Raw genomic sequence first — 18590 nt, 5'->3', positions numbered from 1 at the left:
ACTATGTGCTAATGCAGTTGTTTGGTAAATGTTTTTTCGCGCATTATATAATTATGACAAATCTATATCTAGAATAGCATCCTATCTTATCCATTGCTATTCATTTTTATGCATTTCATTTCATTCATTTTATTCATACAATGGATTCTTAGAGAATAGATTTCTTCAACTGTGAAATTATGATGACATTAGCGCTAGTCATCCCATCTGTTAATTAATGAATGCTAACGATCTCCTTATCGAACTCAGAAAGTTTGTCCTTATAAAATCTGGCTTAAGAAATATCGACCCGGCTCATTGTAAGATTATCTCCGAGTATGTATTTCAAGAAACCAAAAACTATGTAAGTGAAACAACGATCAAGCGATTCTTTGGCTTTGCGAACACTTTACATAAATTTTCTTTATTTACTTTAAATAGCCTATCACAGTATATAGGTTATAACGACTGGGATTCATTTTGTAAAGACAAGGAAAATCAAACTACTTCTGTTCAAAGTATCTGGCAGGATTTAAAGCTAAAAGCACATGCCATTACCGAGATATCGTTAATTGCCAATAAAAACAATTCGGGTGTTCCATTTCATGCTACGGCCAACAGAAGTTTTTTTTACCCGGACTTTGATTATTTCTTAAAAAACAACTATCAGTTTACAACCATAAGTGCGCAACCAGGTCAGGGAAAATCGATATTGCTTGCCCACATGGTAGAGTATTTTTTCTTATCAGAAAATGCCCTCTACAAAAATGATATTGTTTTATTAGTTAACTCCACCAGTATTAATACCATTATCCAAAATGGAGATACTTTAAAAGACTGGTTTTTAAAAGAATTTAAATTCGGGAGTCTTACCGAGTTAATTAGTTTTTTTAAAAAAAATCCCGAAAAGAGAGAAGGCCGTTTTATTCTTATTGTTGATGGTATTGATGAACATTTAGCCAGAAGTAATTATTTTAAAACGTTTATCGACTTTTTATATAGCATAGAAGAAAACAATTTTGTTAAACTCATATTCGGATTGCGAACAGATAGCTGGATTAATCTTCAGCCCGCTATTTATGGTTCTGCATCTTTAACTAAAGCCTGGTACACGGGCTTGTTTTATGATGAGGAAACCCTAAGTAATGTACCATCGTTAAATATTGATGAGATACTCTACACCTTAAGCCATCTAGAAAATAAAATTATCAATCGGGCAGACTTAAGCCCTCCCCTATTAATCCAGTTTAAAACACCATTCTGGTTACAGGTTTATTTCAAGCTCAAAGATGAGCACCACCATCTTGAGCTGAGTAATCCCCTATTATGTTATGAATTAATTAGTTATTTCTTAGAAAGGCGCGTATTTCTGGCAAAAAAAAGCACCGAAAAAATATTTCTCCTTAAAAAAATAAGCGATTGCATTTCAGAAGGAAATAAGAAATTAAGGGTTTCTAAAGAAAAGATCCTGAGCTATATCAATTGTTATCCCGATGCATATGAAGAACTTTTACATGCCGGTATTATCATCGAAGAAAAAAGGTTAAGTACAACCATTCCTACAGAAATTGTCCGTTTTTTAAATGACGACATTTATACCTATTTCCTATTTATACAAATCACGGATAAGTTTGAATATAGACCTTGTAAATCATTTTTCGAATATATCTTAAACAGTTTCCCTGGTCACACCTCCCGAAGAGATCATATACTTAACTGGGCAATCAGATTCTGTATCAACCGGAACGAAATTGCAGCTTTAAAAAACATTTTCAGGCTCCCATTTACCAACAGCGAAAAAAACAGTGCTTTCGATTTTATCTGTTATGTATCTAAATACGAACTTAGCAAACCCAATTCTAACTTCAATAAGTTAAGCATTGGTGTCGATTTTATCGACCTTATGGCTACAGGGCGAACCATGAGCAATCTGTATAAAGAAACCATCAAAACAATTTCGGAGAATGTACTAAATGAAGACATTCAGATTATGCTGCATGTAATAGAATGCAATGTTAATCTTATTGATGTGGATAAAGTGGCTTTAGCCAATACCATGCAGCTGTTAAAGAGAAATTATAAAAGATTAAACGAGCTTTTTCCAATTAATCCGTACGATTTACTTCTTTATTTTTACAATAACCTGGTTAACAAACCTAACGAGAGCAAAAGCCTCGAAGATAAAATAATAAAACTTTGCCAGGAGATAGATCAGAGTAAGCCACAGAAAAACGAAGAGATCACCTCTGCCGAAATACTCTCTTACCGGTTGGTGTTGATTACCTTATTTTCTCAGAAAAATTATGCAGAATGTCACCGTTTTATTATGGCCATATTGAGTAAGTATCCCAATATATTTTATGTGCGACATTCGGTCTTCTCTCCCTTTTTATTACTTCATTTAGGTCAAACCTATATCAAGCTCAATTATTTTAAAAAAGCGCAACGCATTATACAATTCGTTGATAAAATCATCAGTAGCGATTATACCTATTATACCAATTTTATATTGGCCAGCTTTAGTGTTTTTAAAGCCAACTTTTACAACGTCACACATCATTACGAACAAGCGCTTATAGAAATTAATATTGGCCTGGATATTACTAAAAAGAATGATTTTAAGATATTCGAAATAGCCTTATTATTAAGTAAGATCGATACCCTAAAACATACTGAAGAATCAGAAGAAGTATCAAACGTAATTAAAGAACTGCTAAACTTTTTAACGGTACATAAACTCTCTATGCCCGATTATTCTAACTTAAGCAGTCATGAGTTCGAACATACCTTTAAGATTCTAAAATCTTACCGGCGGCATCAAAGCCTATAAAAAGGTTGTGTCCAAAAGTTAAATTCGATTCGTATTACCACGTTGAGCTTGTCGACGAATCGGGATAAGTAGTCGAAACGCTAAGGATATTAAGCTAGTCCTTCGACAGGCTCAGGATGACAATCTATATTTAGGATACAACTTCTTCGACAAGCCAAGCATTTCCTTATATCAAAAAATACTTTTCCCATTTGGAGCGCAAGGCCTGTACAAAACAATAAATTTCTTCCCGTTTTTCGCTTTTACGCTTCGCTTCCTCGTACCTCGTTGCTGCAGGGTAACACTGCAACCGGGGCTAGATGGCTAAAGCAGTATTTCATTTTTGGGGTTGTTGGGTGCACCTTACACCATGGACTGTGTCCTCACAGACCATTTAATTTAAGATTCAGAACCAAATAAGACATATAAAGCTAATATGTTATTAAAGTCTCTATAGTTAAATTATATGTTAGTAGCTAAATGATCACAAAAAAGTTAAATCATTAATAATGCTTTGTTGGTATCTTCAAACCCATTTTAGGTTTCGCCTATGAGGACACAGGCCGAGGAGAAGGCGTAAGGCGGGACCAGCGGCCTACAAGAACCACAAGCCAAGCATTTCCTAATATTAAAAAATACTTTCCCATTTTGGAGCGCAGTACCTGTGCAAAACAATAAATTTTCTCCCGTTTTTCGCTTCTCTTCCTCTTACCACGTTGCTGCAGGGTAACACTGCAACTGGGCTAGATGGCTAAAGCAGTATTTCATTTTTGGGGTTGTTAGGAGCACAAACCTTTGTCTCTAAACCCGATAGAGCGGAATAGCCCGGAGCGCAGCGAGGACTATAAGCGAAAGCGGGACTGAAACTGCCAAGAACTGCTGCACCTTCATTTTCTAACCATAAAGAAATTATCCTTAAAATGTCTTTAATTTCGGTTGGTTAGACACCAACCGATAGCGTATTATATCTTATTTAATCAAGTTATAAAGTTCATCCAGCTTAGGCGAAAGTACAATCTCTATCCTTCTGTTTTTGCTTCTTCCATCTGCATTTGTGTTGGTACCCAAGGGTTGGAATTCGCCTTTACCTGTAGCCGTCATCCTTACACTTTCTACCTTTTCGTTCTCTGTTAAATAACGTACAACAGAGGTAGCCCTCAACACACTTAAATCCCAGTTATCTTTAATCTGCCCCAGGTTATTTATTTTCTGGTTATCGGTATGGCCTTCAACAGCAATGTTTATTTCTGGCTGTTGCTTTAATACATTCGCCAATTGGGTAAGGGCCTGTTTTCCTTTTTCATCAATAATAATACTTCCCGAAGGGAACAACAGTTTATCGGTTAGCGAAACATAAACTTTACCATTTTTAATCTCTACGGTTAAACCATTCTTGGTGAAACCCAATAAAGCCTGTTGAAGTTTTTCTTTCAGGGCATTGGTTGCTTCATCACGTTTACGCAAAACTTCTTCTACTTCCTTTAAACGCTTTTCGCGAGCAGCTAAATCGCCTGATAGTTTCGTAATTTCTGATGAGGAATTATTTTTAAGCTTTTTATAGCTTGCATCCATTTCATTGTAATTGCTCTGCAGATCGCGGAGTTCTTCAGCCATTAATGTGGTATCTTTTTTAAGCTTATTTGCTTCTTTTTCTAAGTTTTCGATCTTAATTAAGCCTTCGTTAAAAGCAGTATACAGCGAATCTTTAGTACCCAATAAAGCCTTATACTTTTTAGGAGATAGAATAACACATGATGTTAGGGAAGAAATAAACAGAAGAACGGCAAATGCAAGAAAGGTATTTTTCATTTTTTATTATCAAGTGTTTGGTATCGAGTATCAAGATTACTTATAGCTCGAAGATTAATTGTTATTTTTTGGTTATTGCTCAATAGCGTTCCGTAAAAATGCAACTAATGGTTGTACTATTTTGAAAGAACTTATCAACTTATTAACGAGGTCTGGTTTTAAAAATTCTTCATCATCGATTTTCGTAGTGGCTTCGAAACTTTTCAACTTTAAAAATTCGATGTTTGGATCTGCTGGATCATAACCCTTAGGGGCATTTTTAAGTGCATTATCTACACCTAATTTAAAGTTTTTCTTAAAGGCTGTACTGTTGATAATTTCTTTAAAATCGCCAATATTATAATCAATTTCCTGTCTGATCAGTTTTAAATGAGGTGCTTCGGGCATCCAGTAACCACCAGCGATAAAACTTTTCCCTGGTTGGATGTGGAGGTAATAACCCGGTTCATTTCCTCCCTTGCCTTTTGCCGAAAACCAAACACCGAAATTATTTTTATAAGGATCTTTATTTTTACTGAAACGCACATCGCGGTAAATACGCAGCAAACTCTTTTTAGGATCTGCCTCTGCAGAAATCAACGGATCTACTTTTGCCAACTCTGGAATAATACTTGCTACAAGTTCGAGTACATCGGCCTTGGCATTTTCATAAACTTCTTTGTTGGCGGCAAACCATTCGCGGTTGTTATTCTCCGCTACGTCTTTTATAAAACTTAGGGTTTCTTTTTTTAACATACTTAAGGGTTAATTGGTTAACTGTTTAAATCGGTTAACTGGCTCAAAGGCCCAGCCACAAATTTCAACTCGTAATCGTTTAATCGCTGAATTTAACAGTTAACCAGTTTATACGATTTAAACGATTAACCAATACTACTTATCGTAATATGGCTTATACTTAATATTCGGCGATAAAACATGGAGTAGAATAATTCTTGAATAGCGATAGTTAAACGGATACAGGATAAAACAACCGGCAAAAATAACGATCAGGTAAGGCCAGAAAGTTTCATCAGTAAGCGGACCAAAAATTAAATAGGTGATAAAACTGGCGAAAAGCATTTCGATTACATTCATCGCATAACTTACATACATGGCTGCGTAAAAGTAACCAGGTTCAATTTCTATGCGCTGTGCACAATGTCCACAGATTTCTTTGGTATGCTGAATGTTCCAGCCGTACATACTGCCTGTAAAAATATCTCCCCTGCGGCAATGCGGACACTTACAATGTACAATGGCATACAACTTTGAGGTAGTTTGATCAGACATGCTTTTAATTTAAATTAAAAGGTTCCTTTTTCATATTAAGGTGCACATTCTTTTTGCGGTATTTTTTATACCACACCACGCCAACAATTACAGCCATTAAATAGGGAAGAGATAAAAGATACAATACGCCTGTGTTTAAGCCTGCAGTTTGCGTATTCCCGTTTTTAACACCTTGCTCGGCATTAATGGTACACATAGAGCATTGGGCATTAACATTAGGACTTACCGCAAACGTAAATACCAATACAAACAGGATAAAAATTGCTTTCTTCTTCATGGATTACAAATATAAGCATAAACGGTTGGAGGGGTTTAAAAATTATGTCATAAAAAAACCCTTGCTTTTTAGGGCAAGGGTTACGGGAGAGAGAATAATTTCTATTGTGCAATTAATGCGGCATTATTACTTGAGTTTAAAGTTAAAGTTATCGAAAAACTAGAACTGGAAGTGCCATAAATTGATCCATCAAAATGAGTAACCTGGTTGTTAATCAATGAACGTGAAAGGTTTCCACTTACCGAATTAATTGTATACATTCTATAAGCCCCGCCTCCATTTGGGATCGCCTTACTCACACTTCCACTTAAAAATTGGTCGGTACTATCATCAAAGTATAGTTCACCGTAGTATCCATCAGTATTAACCACAATAATAATCGGATCGTCCTTAGTGCATTGCACCATTTTTTCTGAAGCCGGTTGAAATGAGGATAATCCAATTACAGAAAATACGCTCAAAGCAAAAAGTAGCAATAATTTTTTCATAGTTATAAATTTTACAAAGGTTTAAAATATAGATATATTACTTACTATAAATAAAAAAGGCATCAGTATGTATAAAAAACCTCACTTTTTAAGGTGAGGTTTAAGAGCACGTATTAATTATTGCAGCGCACCTGTAAAAGTAAAATTTGGATTTTCAATACTTTTAAACTGTCCAAGAGTGGCGCCAGTAGTAGGATGTGTAAAAAATTCCAGTCTAAATCTGTCAGTATTTATACGTTGAGTAGTAAGTGGTGCCATTTGGGTAACGATTAATGCAGCATTGCCACTTGGTGAGCCTATCGTAAATTTATAAATACCATCTGTTGTCTTGGTAAATGTATAAGGGAAATCAGCAACAAACCTATTTGCACCTTGATACACATCTGCAGATAATAACATTGTATTATTAATGGTATTAATACCAAAAATCATTCTATCAAGTCTTAAGCCATAAGATGATGCTAAAGTGGCGGCTGCAGCTGATGCTCTACGGGAAACAAATTCAGTTCCCCAACCTGGATAATTCGTAGCATTGGGAACAACTATTGCCGAATACTGTATACCCAAAAGAAGATGCAATGGATATAGTGTAGATGCTGAAACCTGTATCTCTAGTCTGTTTCCATCAACTGTTGTATAAAAAAGGTTCTTCGCAGGATCCCAAGTTAATTCACTTATGCTTTTTCCTTTATAAATTAATGGCTCTTTTAACCTTATGCCTGTAAGTGTAAAAGCAAATCCTGTAGTTGCAGTTGCAACACCTCCATTACCATTATCCCAAATCAGTGTAAAAACCTTATCAATATAATTTATAGAAGTCTGAACTTTAACTGCATCGACTAATGTAAAATATAGATTTTTATTTTCATCAACATAATCAATTGTAGTTCCTATAGAATTCACAAATCCTAGGCTATTATATGAACTCTGTTCCGCTCGTGTAGCTTTAACTAAAATCATTTTGCTTCCAAGTAATTTACCAGAAAGTTTCAGCGTATCGCCTACTTGCTGATCAAAAGTAAATTCGAAATCGGAATACAAACCCCAACCCGCCGCACCGCCAAAAGCGGTTGGATTTGGATCCGCTAAAACATGCATATAACTATAAGTATCGAAAGAAAGTGTAGGATTTTGAAGTGCCTTAACACGATAAGTGGATTCCATACTCTCTGTAGCAGGATCATAATCTAAATCTGCATACATGGTAACTTTATTTTCTTTATTAAAGTTAAGGTAAAATGAATAACCGCCTCCCCCATCTGGGTATAAAAAAGCTTTCCATCCATAAGTACTTCCAGTTAAAACATTGGTATATTTTAATACCGCCTCAGTAACTCTTTCTTCAGGTCTTTTTCCATCAACCAAAATCTCATCTTTTTTACAGCCTGTAAAAAGGGCAAAAGATAAAAGTGAATATAATAATATTTTTTTCATATTAGTTTCTTTTAAATTAATGCCCCATCGTTCCATAAAAGTATGAATTGGCATTTGTTGATTTATAGAATGCGCCCAGTGAACCTACAAAACCAATTTCTCCAGGTATAATCTGGTTGATCCAATTAGCTCGAAATGAACCTGTTTTAAAATAATTATTGACACCTGCCATCCAAGTATTAACAAATGTCATATTAGCATAAGTGGTGGTGGTTGGTTGGGTTGCCAATAATGTAAAAGTTGTTACACCAGTATTTACATTTAATGCCATTGTATAATCAGCATCAGCAAAATAGGTTACAGAACCAGAACTATTTGTAAAACTATACCTTAATGTCATTAAGTTATTAGCTTTAAATGTCATCATATAATCTTTTAAAATAAATCCATTCGTTTGTAAAAGTACTTTTGATGCATTCCATAATCCTAAAAATTCTACGGATTGGCTAGGATCGGTTAGTGGGTTAGAATAAAGTGTGGTATAACCAACCCCATTTCCAATCATTCTTGAGAAAACTGGTGCCGAAATCTTAAACAGTGCCTTTTGTACTTCAGTTTGTAACTTGTAAAAATCAATATTAAAAGCGGTCTTAAAATAATCAACCACGTACTGCTCTTTCTTTTTCAGTTTAACTTGAGCATCAGCTGGTACAGAAGCCACAATACCATTATATTGTACTCTACCCATCATCAGCATATTCGATGATTGTTCTGCAAAATCCTCTATAGGCGATACTCTGGAGTATTGCGTGATAAAACCTAGGGAATATGCTTCTGAAAGTGGTCTTTGAGTCCAATTTGCTTCGTAACCACCGCGAGATACGGTTTGGTATTCTGGTGAAAAATCGACGGTTTGATTTAGAATATGGGTATACTCATGTTGTATTACCTGAATCATCTGCTTAACAGATCCTATATTAGTTTTATCAAATGAATTGATTACGTATAATACGATTTTTCGCCCACCTTCTGCAGTTCCCAGGGTTATCGAGCCATTACTATTGTATTCGGCACTACCGGCCAATACAAACTGCTTAGGAGATATTTTCTTAATAAAATCTGCTCCTCCTGCTGCTTCATAAGGTTTAATCCAAACATCACGCACCATTTCCATTGCAGGTATAACCTGATCTACTAATGGAGGTGTGATGTTTTTTCCAGATGGAAGTTCGAAACGATCAAATCGATATTTCGTTTCTATATTATATGGATTTAAGAAGTTCTGATCCAACCAGATATCAGTGGAATTTTTATCCTTAATTATATTTTGATCAATTACATCTAAATTTGCGTTTAGTGTACCCTCTTTTTTGCAAGACGCTAAGACCGTCAGCATCACTAATGCGACAAATCCATTTTTTAATATCTTTTTCATAATTATCTTGGATTTTGTTGTATACCAGATAGGGTTACTTGTGAAGGAATTTGGAATAATTTACGAGGATCGTCAGCAGCAAGCTCTATTGTTTGGAAAGAGCCGTTTACAGCAAAAATTTTGTGTTGAACCGGCAATTTGTATCTCAATATATCAAACCACCGTAAACCTTCCTGTGTAAATTCTTTTTTCTTAAAATCTAAAATAGTGGCAATTAAACCTAATTTAGGATCGGCTATACCATAGAATGCAGAAATCTTAGCCAATGTTATCGCATTTGCAGTTGGGTTATAGTTCAAGATTCTTGTACTAGCATAAGTATTTAAATCTTGTAGTGCCAAGGCATTTTGCCCGGTTGATGCATATGCTTCAGCACGATTAAGCAAGGTTTCATCTGCAGTTAGAACAGGTACCATTGTATATGGCTCCCCAATAGTTGCATTTTGACTTGTTTTAACAAAATACTCATTCCATTTAAGCATACTATAATGTGGTTGACCATAATAAGCAGATTTATAACACCAACGGGCGCCAGTTACATTAACAGTAAAAACCTCATTATTAATAATCTGTCCATAACCATAGCGTGGTGTACGTGTTCTTGCCCATGAAGAAGCTGTTTCTATCAGTAATAATGTAGAAGGCTCAGATGCTTGTGTAAAATATAAATACATTTCATCTAGCGTATACAAGTTATAGCGAGTGTTCCAAGGCCTTAAAATATTAGCAAATGAATTGCTAGGTGATACAGCGCTTGAATATTGAATTACTTTGTCATATTCTTTTTTGAACAAGAAAAACCTTGCCGCAAATGCATTTCCTGCCGAAACATTGAAGTGATATTTTGGGATTTTATAGGCTGTATTTTTTAATAACGGTAAACCTGCTAATAAATCCTTTTCTATGCTAGCATAAACAGATGCTACTGTTCCTCTTGAATATTGACCTAGTACAACCTTTTCTGGTTCGGTAACATAAGGAATACCTGGAGAATCGTTAGCTGCACCCGCTTCATAAGTTTTAGCATAAAGAGTAACTAACATAAAGTGCGCATAAGCTCTAGCCACTAAAGCTTCGCCTTTATAAGGTAAATACGCTGCTTGATCGGAGGATGCCCTATCAATAGCTTCCAATGCTGAATTTGCAGCAGCGATTGCAGTATAACAAGCATTCCAATAATTTGTTGGAGTATCTTCAGTGTAATTATCGTTGTCTTTCCACATATAAGGAAAAACGATCTCTCTTTCTTCATCTCCGATACCAGGACCTTTATCTTCCACATTATCTGAAGATGTTTCTGTAAAAGCGATGTAATTACCCTCTGGATAGGCACTAGTTAGCAGTTCTGCTACCTTATCTACAGAATTTAATTGAGTCCGCTGATCTGGAGCTTGCTCTAAAAATTTCTTGCATCCCAAACTTAAAATAAGGGATAGTACAACAATAGATATATAAATTTTTTTCATGATATTTTATTTAGAATCCTACCTTTAAAGACAATGTGAACTGACGAGGGATTGGTAACGCAACGCCGCCTGAACCAAAAAACTCAGGATCTTGTCCATTCAATTTTTTATCTGAATAGATTAAAAATAGATTGTTTCCTACGGCACTAATCGAAGAATTGGTTAAGCCAAGCTTCTTTGTATACTTAGAAGGAATATTATAACTTAATATTATTTGCTTCATCCTCACGAAGCCTCCATCAGCAACCCTTTCAGTAGAGTAGTTATAATTATTATAAGCATACACACTTCTAAAATCTATTGCTTCTAATGCATCTAAAATAGAAGGTACATTCGTTTTTAACTCGTCACCCTGCATTTCCCAACGGCTCAAAAATGCTTTAGGCATTGCATCTAAATCAGTATAGCTTGTTTTAAATGCTGGAGATAAACGAACCTTGTTTCCTGCAGCAAAAGTAACAAGGGTTGACAAAGTAAAATCTTTATATTTAAATGTATTTGAGAAACCACCGGTATATTTTGGATCAACAGGCCCTTCATATTTCAGGTATTTCACAATATTACTTTGAAGGTAAACATCACCACTTAATACACCTTCGTTATTAATAAACCTAGGAGAGCCATTAACAGGATCCAAACCTTGAAAATCGATTGAGAATAAACCTCTCTGTGCATAACCTTCCAGTGCACCACCATCCGCGCCAATAAGATCAAATATTAATGGCTGGTTTTTAAGATTTGTAATTTTGTTTTTATTAAATCCAAAAATTAATTGGGTAGACCAGTTAAAGTCTGTTGTTTTTAAAACGCGGGCACCTAATGAAGCTTCAATACCCTCTGATTTCATATCGGCATAATTGGCCAATTTAACTGATTCACCACCAATGCCACCATTTCTAAATGCACCAATTAAATCAAAACTTTTTCTTTTGTAGGCATCAACAGTTAACGTTAGTCGATCCTTAAATAAACCTAAATCTAAACCAACGTTTAATTCGTTAAGTTTCTCAAAGGTTAACTCAGAATTTTCTAAACCATCGATATATAATTTAGTTTCCTTTTCTGGAATATATGGCCTGCGGGTAGCCATGCTTCTTAACACTAAGCTAGAGTTGGTGGCAGACCCCATACTAGCCACCAAACCGTAAGTTGCACGTAAAGTTGCACGGTTAACCACATTTTTAATTCTTTCACTTTGCATGAAATTTTCTGTATCAATATTCCAAGCTCCTGAAACATTCCATGTTGGCAGCCATCTTGCCGTTGGAGATTCACCTAATAAGTTAGAACCATCATACCGCCCAGTTGCATTAAAACTGTATTTACCTTTATAAGAATATGCCGCTCTTAGCGAGTAATTTAGATAGCGCTCATAGCGGTAATTCATACTATAATAGTTAAAACCACCTTCAACATTTGATTTAACAATGTTTGGATCAATAAATGGTACACCACCCTTATCATATTGATATCCATAACCATCAAAAACTTTATTCTGACGATCGATATAGCGCAGTTCCTGAGCTGCAAAGACGTTAAATAAATGATCTTCGTTAAAAGTCTTATCATATTCTAAACTGTTACGTACGTAATAGTTAACAATATTATCATCATTAGTTTTATAAAAACCACCATATGGCAACACAGATACAGGCAATGCATTCGGATCATCAGGATTGCTGTACAAGAATTTATTATTACCTCTAACTGTAGCATCATTAGGGCTTATACCTGCACGGTAAGCCTGGGCCATGTTCGATTTCTCAGTAATCTTATGTTCCTGACTCGTTTTTGCATATCTGTATGCCCCATCAAAAGAGTATTTAATATTATCGGTAATCTTGTATTTTAATCCACCTTGAACTTTGAAATCAATGAGATTCAATTCTAATGTATTGTTTTCTAATTCGTTTAAGATATTAAATGGTGCATAGTTTTGAGTAAAAAATTCGCGATTGCCATTGGCATCATAAGGTGTTAAAGTACGACTTGTATTTAATGCATAACTAAAAGGATTGATATCAAAATCACGGTCATATGTTCCATAAACAGGATTACCATTCCTACCTAGCGTACCGGGGGCTTTTTGATCACGTATTGATCCTTGGGTAATCAATTCCAAAGTTAGTTTATCACTGATATCAAAATTCCCACGGAGATTTCCTGTAAATCTTTTAACATTATCACCAACAGTCCATCCATTATCTTGTAGAAAACTTGTTGATGCATATATTTTCGATTTGGCCGTACCTGTTGCTATGCTTAGCGAATGCTCCTGCATTAATGACTGCTTAAACAATACATCGAACCAATCAGTGTTGCTATCAGCATATCTTTGCAGAAACTGTTTTTGGCTTTGTGCATCATTTCTAAGTGCATAGGTACCTGTTGTCGAATCATAAATGTACATCTCGTTATACATTTTAGTAAAAACACCTCCATTTGCACTTCTCGAAGAACTAGAGTGGTTTAACCAGCCCTTATTTTGCATTTCGAGATACACATTCATCTGATCTGCTGAGTTAAGAATATCGAAGTTATTATATGATGGTTTCATATAACTAGAGAAGTTACCTGTATAAGAAATTAATGGCTTTCCATCCGTATTCTTACCTTTTTTGGTGGTAATAATTACGACACCATTCATTGCTCTCGCACCATATTGAGCTGTTGCAGCAGCATCTTTTAAAATATTAAAGCTTTCAATATCGTCAGGGTTTAACCCTGCTACTGATGATCCTACTAAGGTTGATGGATCTCCTGTTGATAACTGTTCATTGGAAATATTAACCACATCTTCTAAAATGATACCATCAACAACCCATAATGGTTTATTATCACCAGAAATGGATGTAGCACCACGCACACGAATTTTTGGTGCTGCACCAAAAGTACCAGAAACATTTTGTACCGATACACCAGCAACACGCCCCTCAAGCATCCTACTTACATCGGCTATACCATCTCTCTTTACATCAGAAGCTTTTAAAGAAGTTGCTGCTCCGGTAAATAATTTCTTATTTAGTTCTTGATAACCTGTTGAAACTACATTTACTTCTTTAAGCTGGGCGGCATCTTCTTCTAAACTTACATTTATGATTGTTTTTCCACCTACTTCTACCTCAAGTGTTTTATAACCAATATAGCTAAACACTAAAGTAGCGCCATCTTTAACAGAAATTGAGTAATCACCGCTGGCACTTGTAGATACAGCGTTAGCTACTCCTTTTTCTCTAACGCTTACGCCAGGAAGTATTGCGCCATTTTTATCTTTTACTTTTCCGGTTACTTTAACAGCAACAAAATATCCTAAAACCTGATCAAAAACTGACTTTTCTTTTAATTTAATTAGAATGGTTCTGTCTTCTACTGTATAGCTTAAATCTCTACCTGAAACAATTTTGTTCATCACCTCTTCCACAGTAGAATTATTAAAATCTACATTTAAAGTGGTTGAGGTTTTAATTTTATTGGTTGATAAAAGAACATCATAACCAGATTGTTTTCTGATCTCTCTAAAAACCTTTTCTAATGTTACATTCTTTTCTTTTAATGTAACCAGCTGGCCAAATGAAGCTGCACTTACCTGCACGAGCGAAGCAAGCAGTATGACCGTAATTAACTTCATCATTCGTAAAAATTTAGGTATGTAGCCGGGCGGCGTACATAAATTTTTAATATAAATTTTGTACATTTAATAGTCTGTTTTTGTGCGAAGCGCAATTAAGTTTAGACGCCAAAAAGCGTTTCGCGGTTATCCAAGAAATAATTGATTAATCGGTTCCGGTGTACCGGAACGAATGAACAGATAAACAGAAGGGGTGTTAGCAGCACTCCTTTTTTGTTACCTCAGTTCTTAATAAGGCTAGGTGTTTTGTCGAGGTATCTTCATAGTTTTGATTAGGTTAATTAGTTGATTAATTTTAAGATTTTTTATTTTAAGACAAAGGTTAGTCATGCCCCTGTCTGCTGGTTCTATTCTTTATAAACTATAATTTTATTGGCCTTAATATCAAAGCGAACCTGGCCAGTTTGTTCCAACTTTGTTAATACTTTCGATATTTTCTCAAAACGGCTTACCGTTCCATAATACATTACATTTTTTGCATCTACATCTGCATATTCCACCTCGACATTATACCAACGCGCAACTTTACGCAGAATACTTTCCTGCCTTTCATTGTCGAACATAAAGTACCCATTTTTCCAGGCTATTGATTCATCTACATTCACTTCCTTTACATCCATGCCCGAGACAGATACTAAAGATTGCTCACCGGGTTTAAGCACTTCGCTCTCATTGGTATTTTTATGCGAAACCCGCACACTCCCTTCAAGCAAAGTAGTTTTAGTTACCCTTTCATCTTTATAGCTATTAATATTAAAGTGCGTACCCAATACCTCAACAGATTGTTTATCTGTTTCCACAATAAAAGGATGTGCTGCATTCTTAGCGACTTCAAAGTAAGCCTCCCCATCCAATTTTACCAAACGCTGTTTAGCCGTCCCCATATTTAAAGAATACTGAATAGAAGAGGCCGCATTAAGCCAAACCATAGAACCATCCGGTAGTTTAACCTGCCATTCACCACCGTTAGGCGTAGATATCGTGTTTAATCTGGTATCCTTTACATTTTCTGATCCAGCAACATTATACACCAACTGGCCATCAGCAGTTTTGGTGATAGAGAAACCGGCTTCTTTGGCAACATCGCCATTCATCGCATCTGAAAGTGAAATTTTCTTTCCATCGGCCAAAGTAAGAATAGCTTTATTTTTCCCGGGCGCTACGTCAGTAGCAAAAACATGTTCTTTCTTTTTATGTAAAGAGAGGTAAGCAGTAAACGAAAACACGATAAAAACAACTGCAGCGGCAGCCCATTTTAAGCTCTTCATTAAAATCCGCTTAGGCGATCGGGTTGGTTTGTCAACCGCCAGAATTTTATTCAGTACCGGATTCCATTTTTCCTCAACAACATTAACCGTATGTTCTTCTTCTGCGATAATCATTTTCACGATTTCGTCAGAAAGCAATGAAGTGCTGTTTTCTGCCAAGATTAAAAGTTCTTCCCTCTCGGCCTGACTTAAGGTCTTAGCTGTAAACTGTTGTAAGAGATAATGTATACGTTCTTCCATAAAGATTCTGATACTAAGAAGCAGCAAAAGAAAATTAGGACTATCGGAATATTAATTTTTTCTATTTTATTTTCAGAAAGAAAAAAAGTAGTGGAAAAAAGAACACAATCCCATGTTGATCGAGATGTATGCGTATCGATTTCAGGGCAATTACAAGGGCGTTTTTAACAGTATTAGGCGAAATATTAAGTATTTCTGCTATTTCGGGAATGGTTTTGCCATCCCGTCTACTCAATTGATATATAGATTTGCGTTGATCCGGTAATTTTTCGACAGCAATAGCAATAATTTTCGTTACCTCGTTCAAATTAATAGTTTCTACAGTATTGTTATGGCTATTTTGTTGTTTGGCCACAAATGTATCTACAATCCTATCTTCTTTTAATTTTTTGCGCAGATAGCTTAAACATTCATTAGAAACATATTTATATAAGTAGGCCTTCACATTATCTACTTCTGCCAATTTATCACGATTCAGCCAAAGCCTTAAAAAAGAATCTTGAATAACTTCTTCTGCCGCATCATCAGATTTAGTAAATTTAGTTGCAAAAATTTGGAGGACAGGAAGGTATTTGAAGAACAGAACAGAAAAAGCCTGCTCATCCCCCTCTACGATTTTTTCTATAAGCTTACGTTCATCTTCTATCCTTCCTGGCGCCATAAATTAGTCGATCTGCCTACTCACTTACAAATTTATAAGTGTTTTTTTGTGTGATATAATATACATAAAAGTGGCAAAAAAAATGGGTTAAAACAAATGGTTGTTAAGATCTAACCAGGGTGTAACTAAAAAAGCCTCACATTTTAATGCAAGGCTTTTTTAGATATCTTTTAACAATCAGTACTTAATGCTGATAATATGGCGAAATCATCAGATAAACCACCACACCGGTTATTGCTACATATAACCATAATGGGAATGTGATCCGTGCAATTTTTCTGTGACGATCAAAACGCTCTGCTAATGCCCTTACATAAGTAACCAATACCAATGGAATAATGGCTATTGACAATAGGATATGCGTTAACAAAATAAAGAAGTATACATATTTAATGGCACCATCACCTCCAAATTTTGTCGATGGGGTAGTCATATGGTAGGCGATATACATGACCAAAAATAATAGCGAACAGCCGATTGCGGTTTTCATCAGGTTTTGATGTAATTGTATTTTACCATTTTTAATGGCCCATACCGCAACCACTAGCAGTACCGCTGTTATTCCGTTAATGGTAGCGTATATCGGTGGTAAAAAAGGTAAAGTTGGGGCATTAATTCCCAAATCCTTTAACTTTACTACAAACAAAAAGGCTACCGCTACCGGTATTAAAATGGAAAGAATAATGATCCACTTATTATATTTTTTCTCGATCGGACTATTTTCCATGAGTATTTAAATCTTTTCTGTTTTATTAAATCTTTTCAATCAACGACTGTGGACTTCGGACTCCCGACTTAAGACTTCGGACTAAACTACCTACCGTCTTTAACATTCCTTAAATACTCTGCAATAAGTACCTTTATTTCATCTTCCAACCTGGCATTAGCTCCAGCATCGTCAGCCTCATAAATGCCACGTATCCGATGTAAATTATCGATCAGGACAATCTTATTGCTAAAGATGAAGTTGGTTTTCGCTTTCGTTTCATCTGCAACTACATCGAGTAATAAACCCTTTCTAATTAGCGGATAGGTTTGAATGGTATCGCCAGCGAGAAAATCCCATTTTCCAGCCTTTGCTTTAAACTTAGCCGCAATATCTTTGATCTTATCCCGATCAGTCGGATCAACAGATAAGCTTAAAAATTTAACAAGTGGCTTTTGTTCATAACCATCAGATAATTTCTTGATGTATTTACTTGTTTCCTGGTTATTAGCACCGGTATAAAATAAATTTAGTACCACAATCTTATTCTCTAATGATTTCCATGTAATGGTATCATTTTGCTGATTTACGAGTTTAAAATCAGGAATTTTATGGTAAATGGTATCTGGGATTTTCTCTCCCTTTACACTATGAAAGGTTGATGCAACAACTTTCTCTCCAAAGATGGGTAAACTCTTATACCTGTTTTTTGCAAAGTGTGGCAATAAGTAAAAAAACAAAAATCCCGGTATAGCTAAAATGCTTACCAGGATTATTACCTTTTTTATAGGACTTCTTTTCATTAATGATTCATCATGTGGATGTTTAAAAACCCACCTTCTATCAGCATTAAAACAATAAAGTAAATAATGAAAATAAATGATACAGTTAATGCAAGCTGTAAGCCTAATTTCTCATACTTTAAGTGCATAAAATAGGCTACAATATAAAATGCTTTTAATAAAGTTAAACCGATGTAAATGTAGTTACCCACATGCTGCGTCATAATTCCTTTTGGAATTAATACTAACGCTATGATAAACTCAATTACGGTGATTAATAAAAGGATACCGAAAACTTTCCAGATTTTACCTTTTGATAAACCAGCATGTTCATCGTGTCCGTGCTCTTCTGTTGTATGTGTATGCTCTGACATAAAAATATTTTTATAATATGATAAA

Annotated in this window: 15 protein-coding genes; 1 reads left to right on the top strand and 14 read right to left on the bottom strand. The window is 35.3% G+C overall.

Going from position 1 to position 18590, the window contains the following annotated elements:
• Positions 1–217 precede the first annotated feature (217 nt).
• A complete protein-coding gene (locus QF042_RS04700; RefSeq protein ID WP_307525840.1) occupies positions 218–2809 on the top strand; it encodes a hypothetical protein in 2592 nt (863 codons plus the stop codon).
• Positions 2810–3757: 948 nt separating this feature from the next.
• On the opposite strand, the gene QF042_RS04695 is transcribed toward QF042_RS04700, so the two are convergent.
• From QF042_RS04695 to QF042_RS04630, 14 genes are all read right to left on the bottom strand, one after another.
• The gene (locus QF042_RS04695) at positions 3758–4597 is read right to left on the bottom strand and encodes an OmpA family protein (protein WP_307525838.1); all 840 of its coding nucleotides are present in this window, start codon (positions 4595–4597) and stop codon (positions 3758–3760) included.
• A gap of 72 nt (positions 4598–4669) precedes the next feature.
• The gene (locus QF042_RS04690; RefSeq protein ID WP_307525836.1) at positions 4670–5332 is read right to left on the bottom strand and encodes a DUF2461 domain-containing protein; all 663 of its coding nucleotides are present in this window, start codon (positions 5330–5332) and stop codon (positions 4670–4672) included.
• Between the two features lie 135 nt (positions 5333–5467).
• Positions 5468–5866, bottom strand: a complete 399-nt coding sequence (locus QF042_RS04685; protein WP_168202505.1) for a DUF983 domain-containing protein — start codon at positions 5864–5866, stop codon at positions 5468–5470.
• 4 nt (positions 5867–5870) lie between these two features.
• The gene (locus QF042_RS04680) at positions 5871–6143 is read right to left on the bottom strand and encodes a hypothetical protein (protein WP_057931686.1); all 273 of its coding nucleotides are present in this window, start codon (positions 6141–6143) and stop codon (positions 5871–5873) included.
• 101 nt (positions 6144–6244) lie between these two features.
• Complete coding sequence (locus QF042_RS04675) at positions 6245–6631, bottom strand: hypothetical protein (RefSeq protein ID WP_307525833.1); 387 nt, start codon at positions 6629–6631, stop codon at positions 6245–6247.
• A gap of 117 nt (positions 6632–6748) precedes the next feature.
• Positions 6749–8065: a DUF4302 domain-containing protein gene (locus tag QF042_RS04670; RefSeq protein ID WP_307525830.1), complete on the bottom strand. Its 1317-nt coding sequence runs from the start codon at positions 8063–8065 to the stop codon at positions 6749–6751.
• A 16-nt stretch (positions 8066–8081) separates the two neighbouring features.
• Positions 8082–9440: a putative zinc-binding metallopeptidase gene (locus QF042_RS04665; protein ID WP_307525829.1), complete on the bottom strand. Its 1359-nt coding sequence runs from the start codon at positions 9438–9440 to the stop codon at positions 8082–8084.
• 2 nt (positions 9441–9442) lie between these two features.
• Positions 9443–10906, bottom strand: a complete 1464-nt coding sequence (locus QF042_RS04660; protein ID WP_307525827.1) for a RagB/SusD family nutrient uptake outer membrane protein — start codon at positions 10904–10906, stop codon at positions 9443–9445.
• Between the two features lie 10 nt (positions 10907–10916).
• Positions 10917–14537: a SusC/RagA family TonB-linked outer membrane protein gene (locus tag QF042_RS04655; protein WP_307525825.1), complete on the bottom strand. Its 3621-nt coding sequence runs from the start codon at positions 14535–14537 to the stop codon at positions 10917–10919.
• A gap of 344 nt (positions 14538–14881) precedes the next feature.
• Positions 14882–16042 (bottom strand): FecR family protein, encoded by a 1161-nt coding sequence (locus QF042_RS04650; RefSeq protein WP_307525823.1) that lies wholly within the window; start codon positions 16040–16042, stop codon positions 14882–14884.
• Between the two features lie 61 nt (positions 16043–16103).
• A complete protein-coding gene (locus QF042_RS04645) occupies positions 16104–16703 on the bottom strand; it encodes an RNA polymerase sigma-70 factor (protein ID WP_307525821.1) in 600 nt (199 codons plus the stop codon).
• Between the two features lie 184 nt (positions 16704–16887).
• Positions 16888–17430, bottom strand: a complete 543-nt coding sequence (locus QF042_RS04640) for a DUF420 domain-containing protein (protein ID WP_307525819.1) — start codon at positions 17428–17430, stop codon at positions 16888–16890.
• Positions 17431–17516: 86 nt separating this feature from the next.
• A complete protein-coding gene (locus QF042_RS04635) occupies positions 17517–18212 on the bottom strand; it encodes an SCO family protein (RefSeq protein ID WP_307525817.1) in 696 nt (231 codons plus the stop codon).
• Entirely contained in the window at positions 18212–18565 is a 354-nt protein-coding gene (locus QF042_RS04630) for a cytochrome C oxidase subunit IV family protein (RefSeq protein WP_307525815.1), read from the bottom strand. The genes QF042_RS04635 and QF042_RS04630 overlap by 1 nt, the downstream gene beginning before the upstream one ends.
• Positions 18566–18590: the final 25 nt, after the last annotated feature.

The organism is Pedobacter sp. W3I1, assembly GCF_030816015.1.
Lineage (GTDB): Bacteria > Bacteroidota > Bacteroidia > Sphingobacteriales > Sphingobacteriaceae > Pedobacter.
The sequence above is the reverse complement of the archived record's forward strand: the minus strand, read 5'-3'. Positions and strand labels throughout refer to the sequence as shown.

Bases quoted from the DNA above. Each gene is read 5' to 3' on its own strand.
- QF042_RS04700 (WP_307525840.1), top strand. From the start codon at position 218: ATGAATGCTAACGATCTCCTTATCGAACTCAGAAAGTTTGTCCTTATA.
- QF042_RS04695 (WP_307525838.1), bottom strand. From the start codon at position 4,597: ATGAAAAATACCTTTCTTGCATTTGCCGTTCTTCTGTTTATTTCTTCC.
- QF042_RS04690 (WP_307525836.1), bottom strand. From the start codon at position 5,332: ATGTTAAAAAAAGAAACCCTAAGTTTTATAAAAGACGTAGCGGAGAAT.
- QF042_RS04685 (WP_168202505.1), bottom strand. From the start codon at position 5,866: ATGTCTGATCAAACTACCTCAAAGTTGTATGCCATTGTACATTGTAAG.
- QF042_RS04680 (WP_057931686.1), bottom strand. From the start codon at position 6,143: ATGAAGAAGAAAGCAATTTTTATCCTGTTTGTATTGGTATTTACGTTT.
- QF042_RS04675 (WP_307525833.1), bottom strand. From the start codon at position 6,631: ATGAAAAAATTATTGCTACTTTTTGCTTTGAGCGTATTTTCTGTAATT.
- QF042_RS04670 (WP_307525830.1), bottom strand. From the start codon at position 8,065: ATGAAAAAAATATTATTATATTCACTTTTATCTTTTGCCCTTTTTACA.
- QF042_RS04665 (WP_307525829.1), bottom strand. From the start codon at position 9,440: ATGAAAAAGATATTAAAAAATGGATTTGTCGCATTAGTGATGCTGACG.
- QF042_RS04660 (WP_307525827.1), bottom strand. From the start codon at position 10,906: ATGAAAAAAATTTATATATCTATTGTTGTACTATCCCTTATTTTAAGT.
- QF042_RS04655 (WP_307525825.1), bottom strand. From the start codon at position 14,537: ATGATGAAGTTAATTACGGTCATACTGCTTGCTTCGCTCGTGCAGGTA.
- QF042_RS04650 (WP_307525823.1), bottom strand. From the start codon at position 16,042: ATGGAAGAACGTATACATTATCTCTTACAACAGTTTACAGCTAAGACC.
- QF042_RS04645 (WP_307525821.1), bottom strand. From the start codon at position 16,703: ATGGCGCCAGGAAGGATAGAAGATGAACGTAAGCTTATAGAAAAAATC.
- QF042_RS04640 (WP_307525819.1), bottom strand. From the start codon at position 17,430: ATGGAAAATAGTCCGATCGAGAAAAAATATAATAAGTGGATCATTATT.
- QF042_RS04635 (WP_307525817.1), bottom strand. From the start codon at position 18,212: ATGAAAAGAAGTCCTATAAAAAAGGTAATAATCCTGGTAAGCATTTTA.
- QF042_RS04630 (WP_307525815.1), bottom strand. From the start codon at position 18,565: ATGTCAGAGCATACACATACAACAGAAGAGCACGGACACGATGAACAT.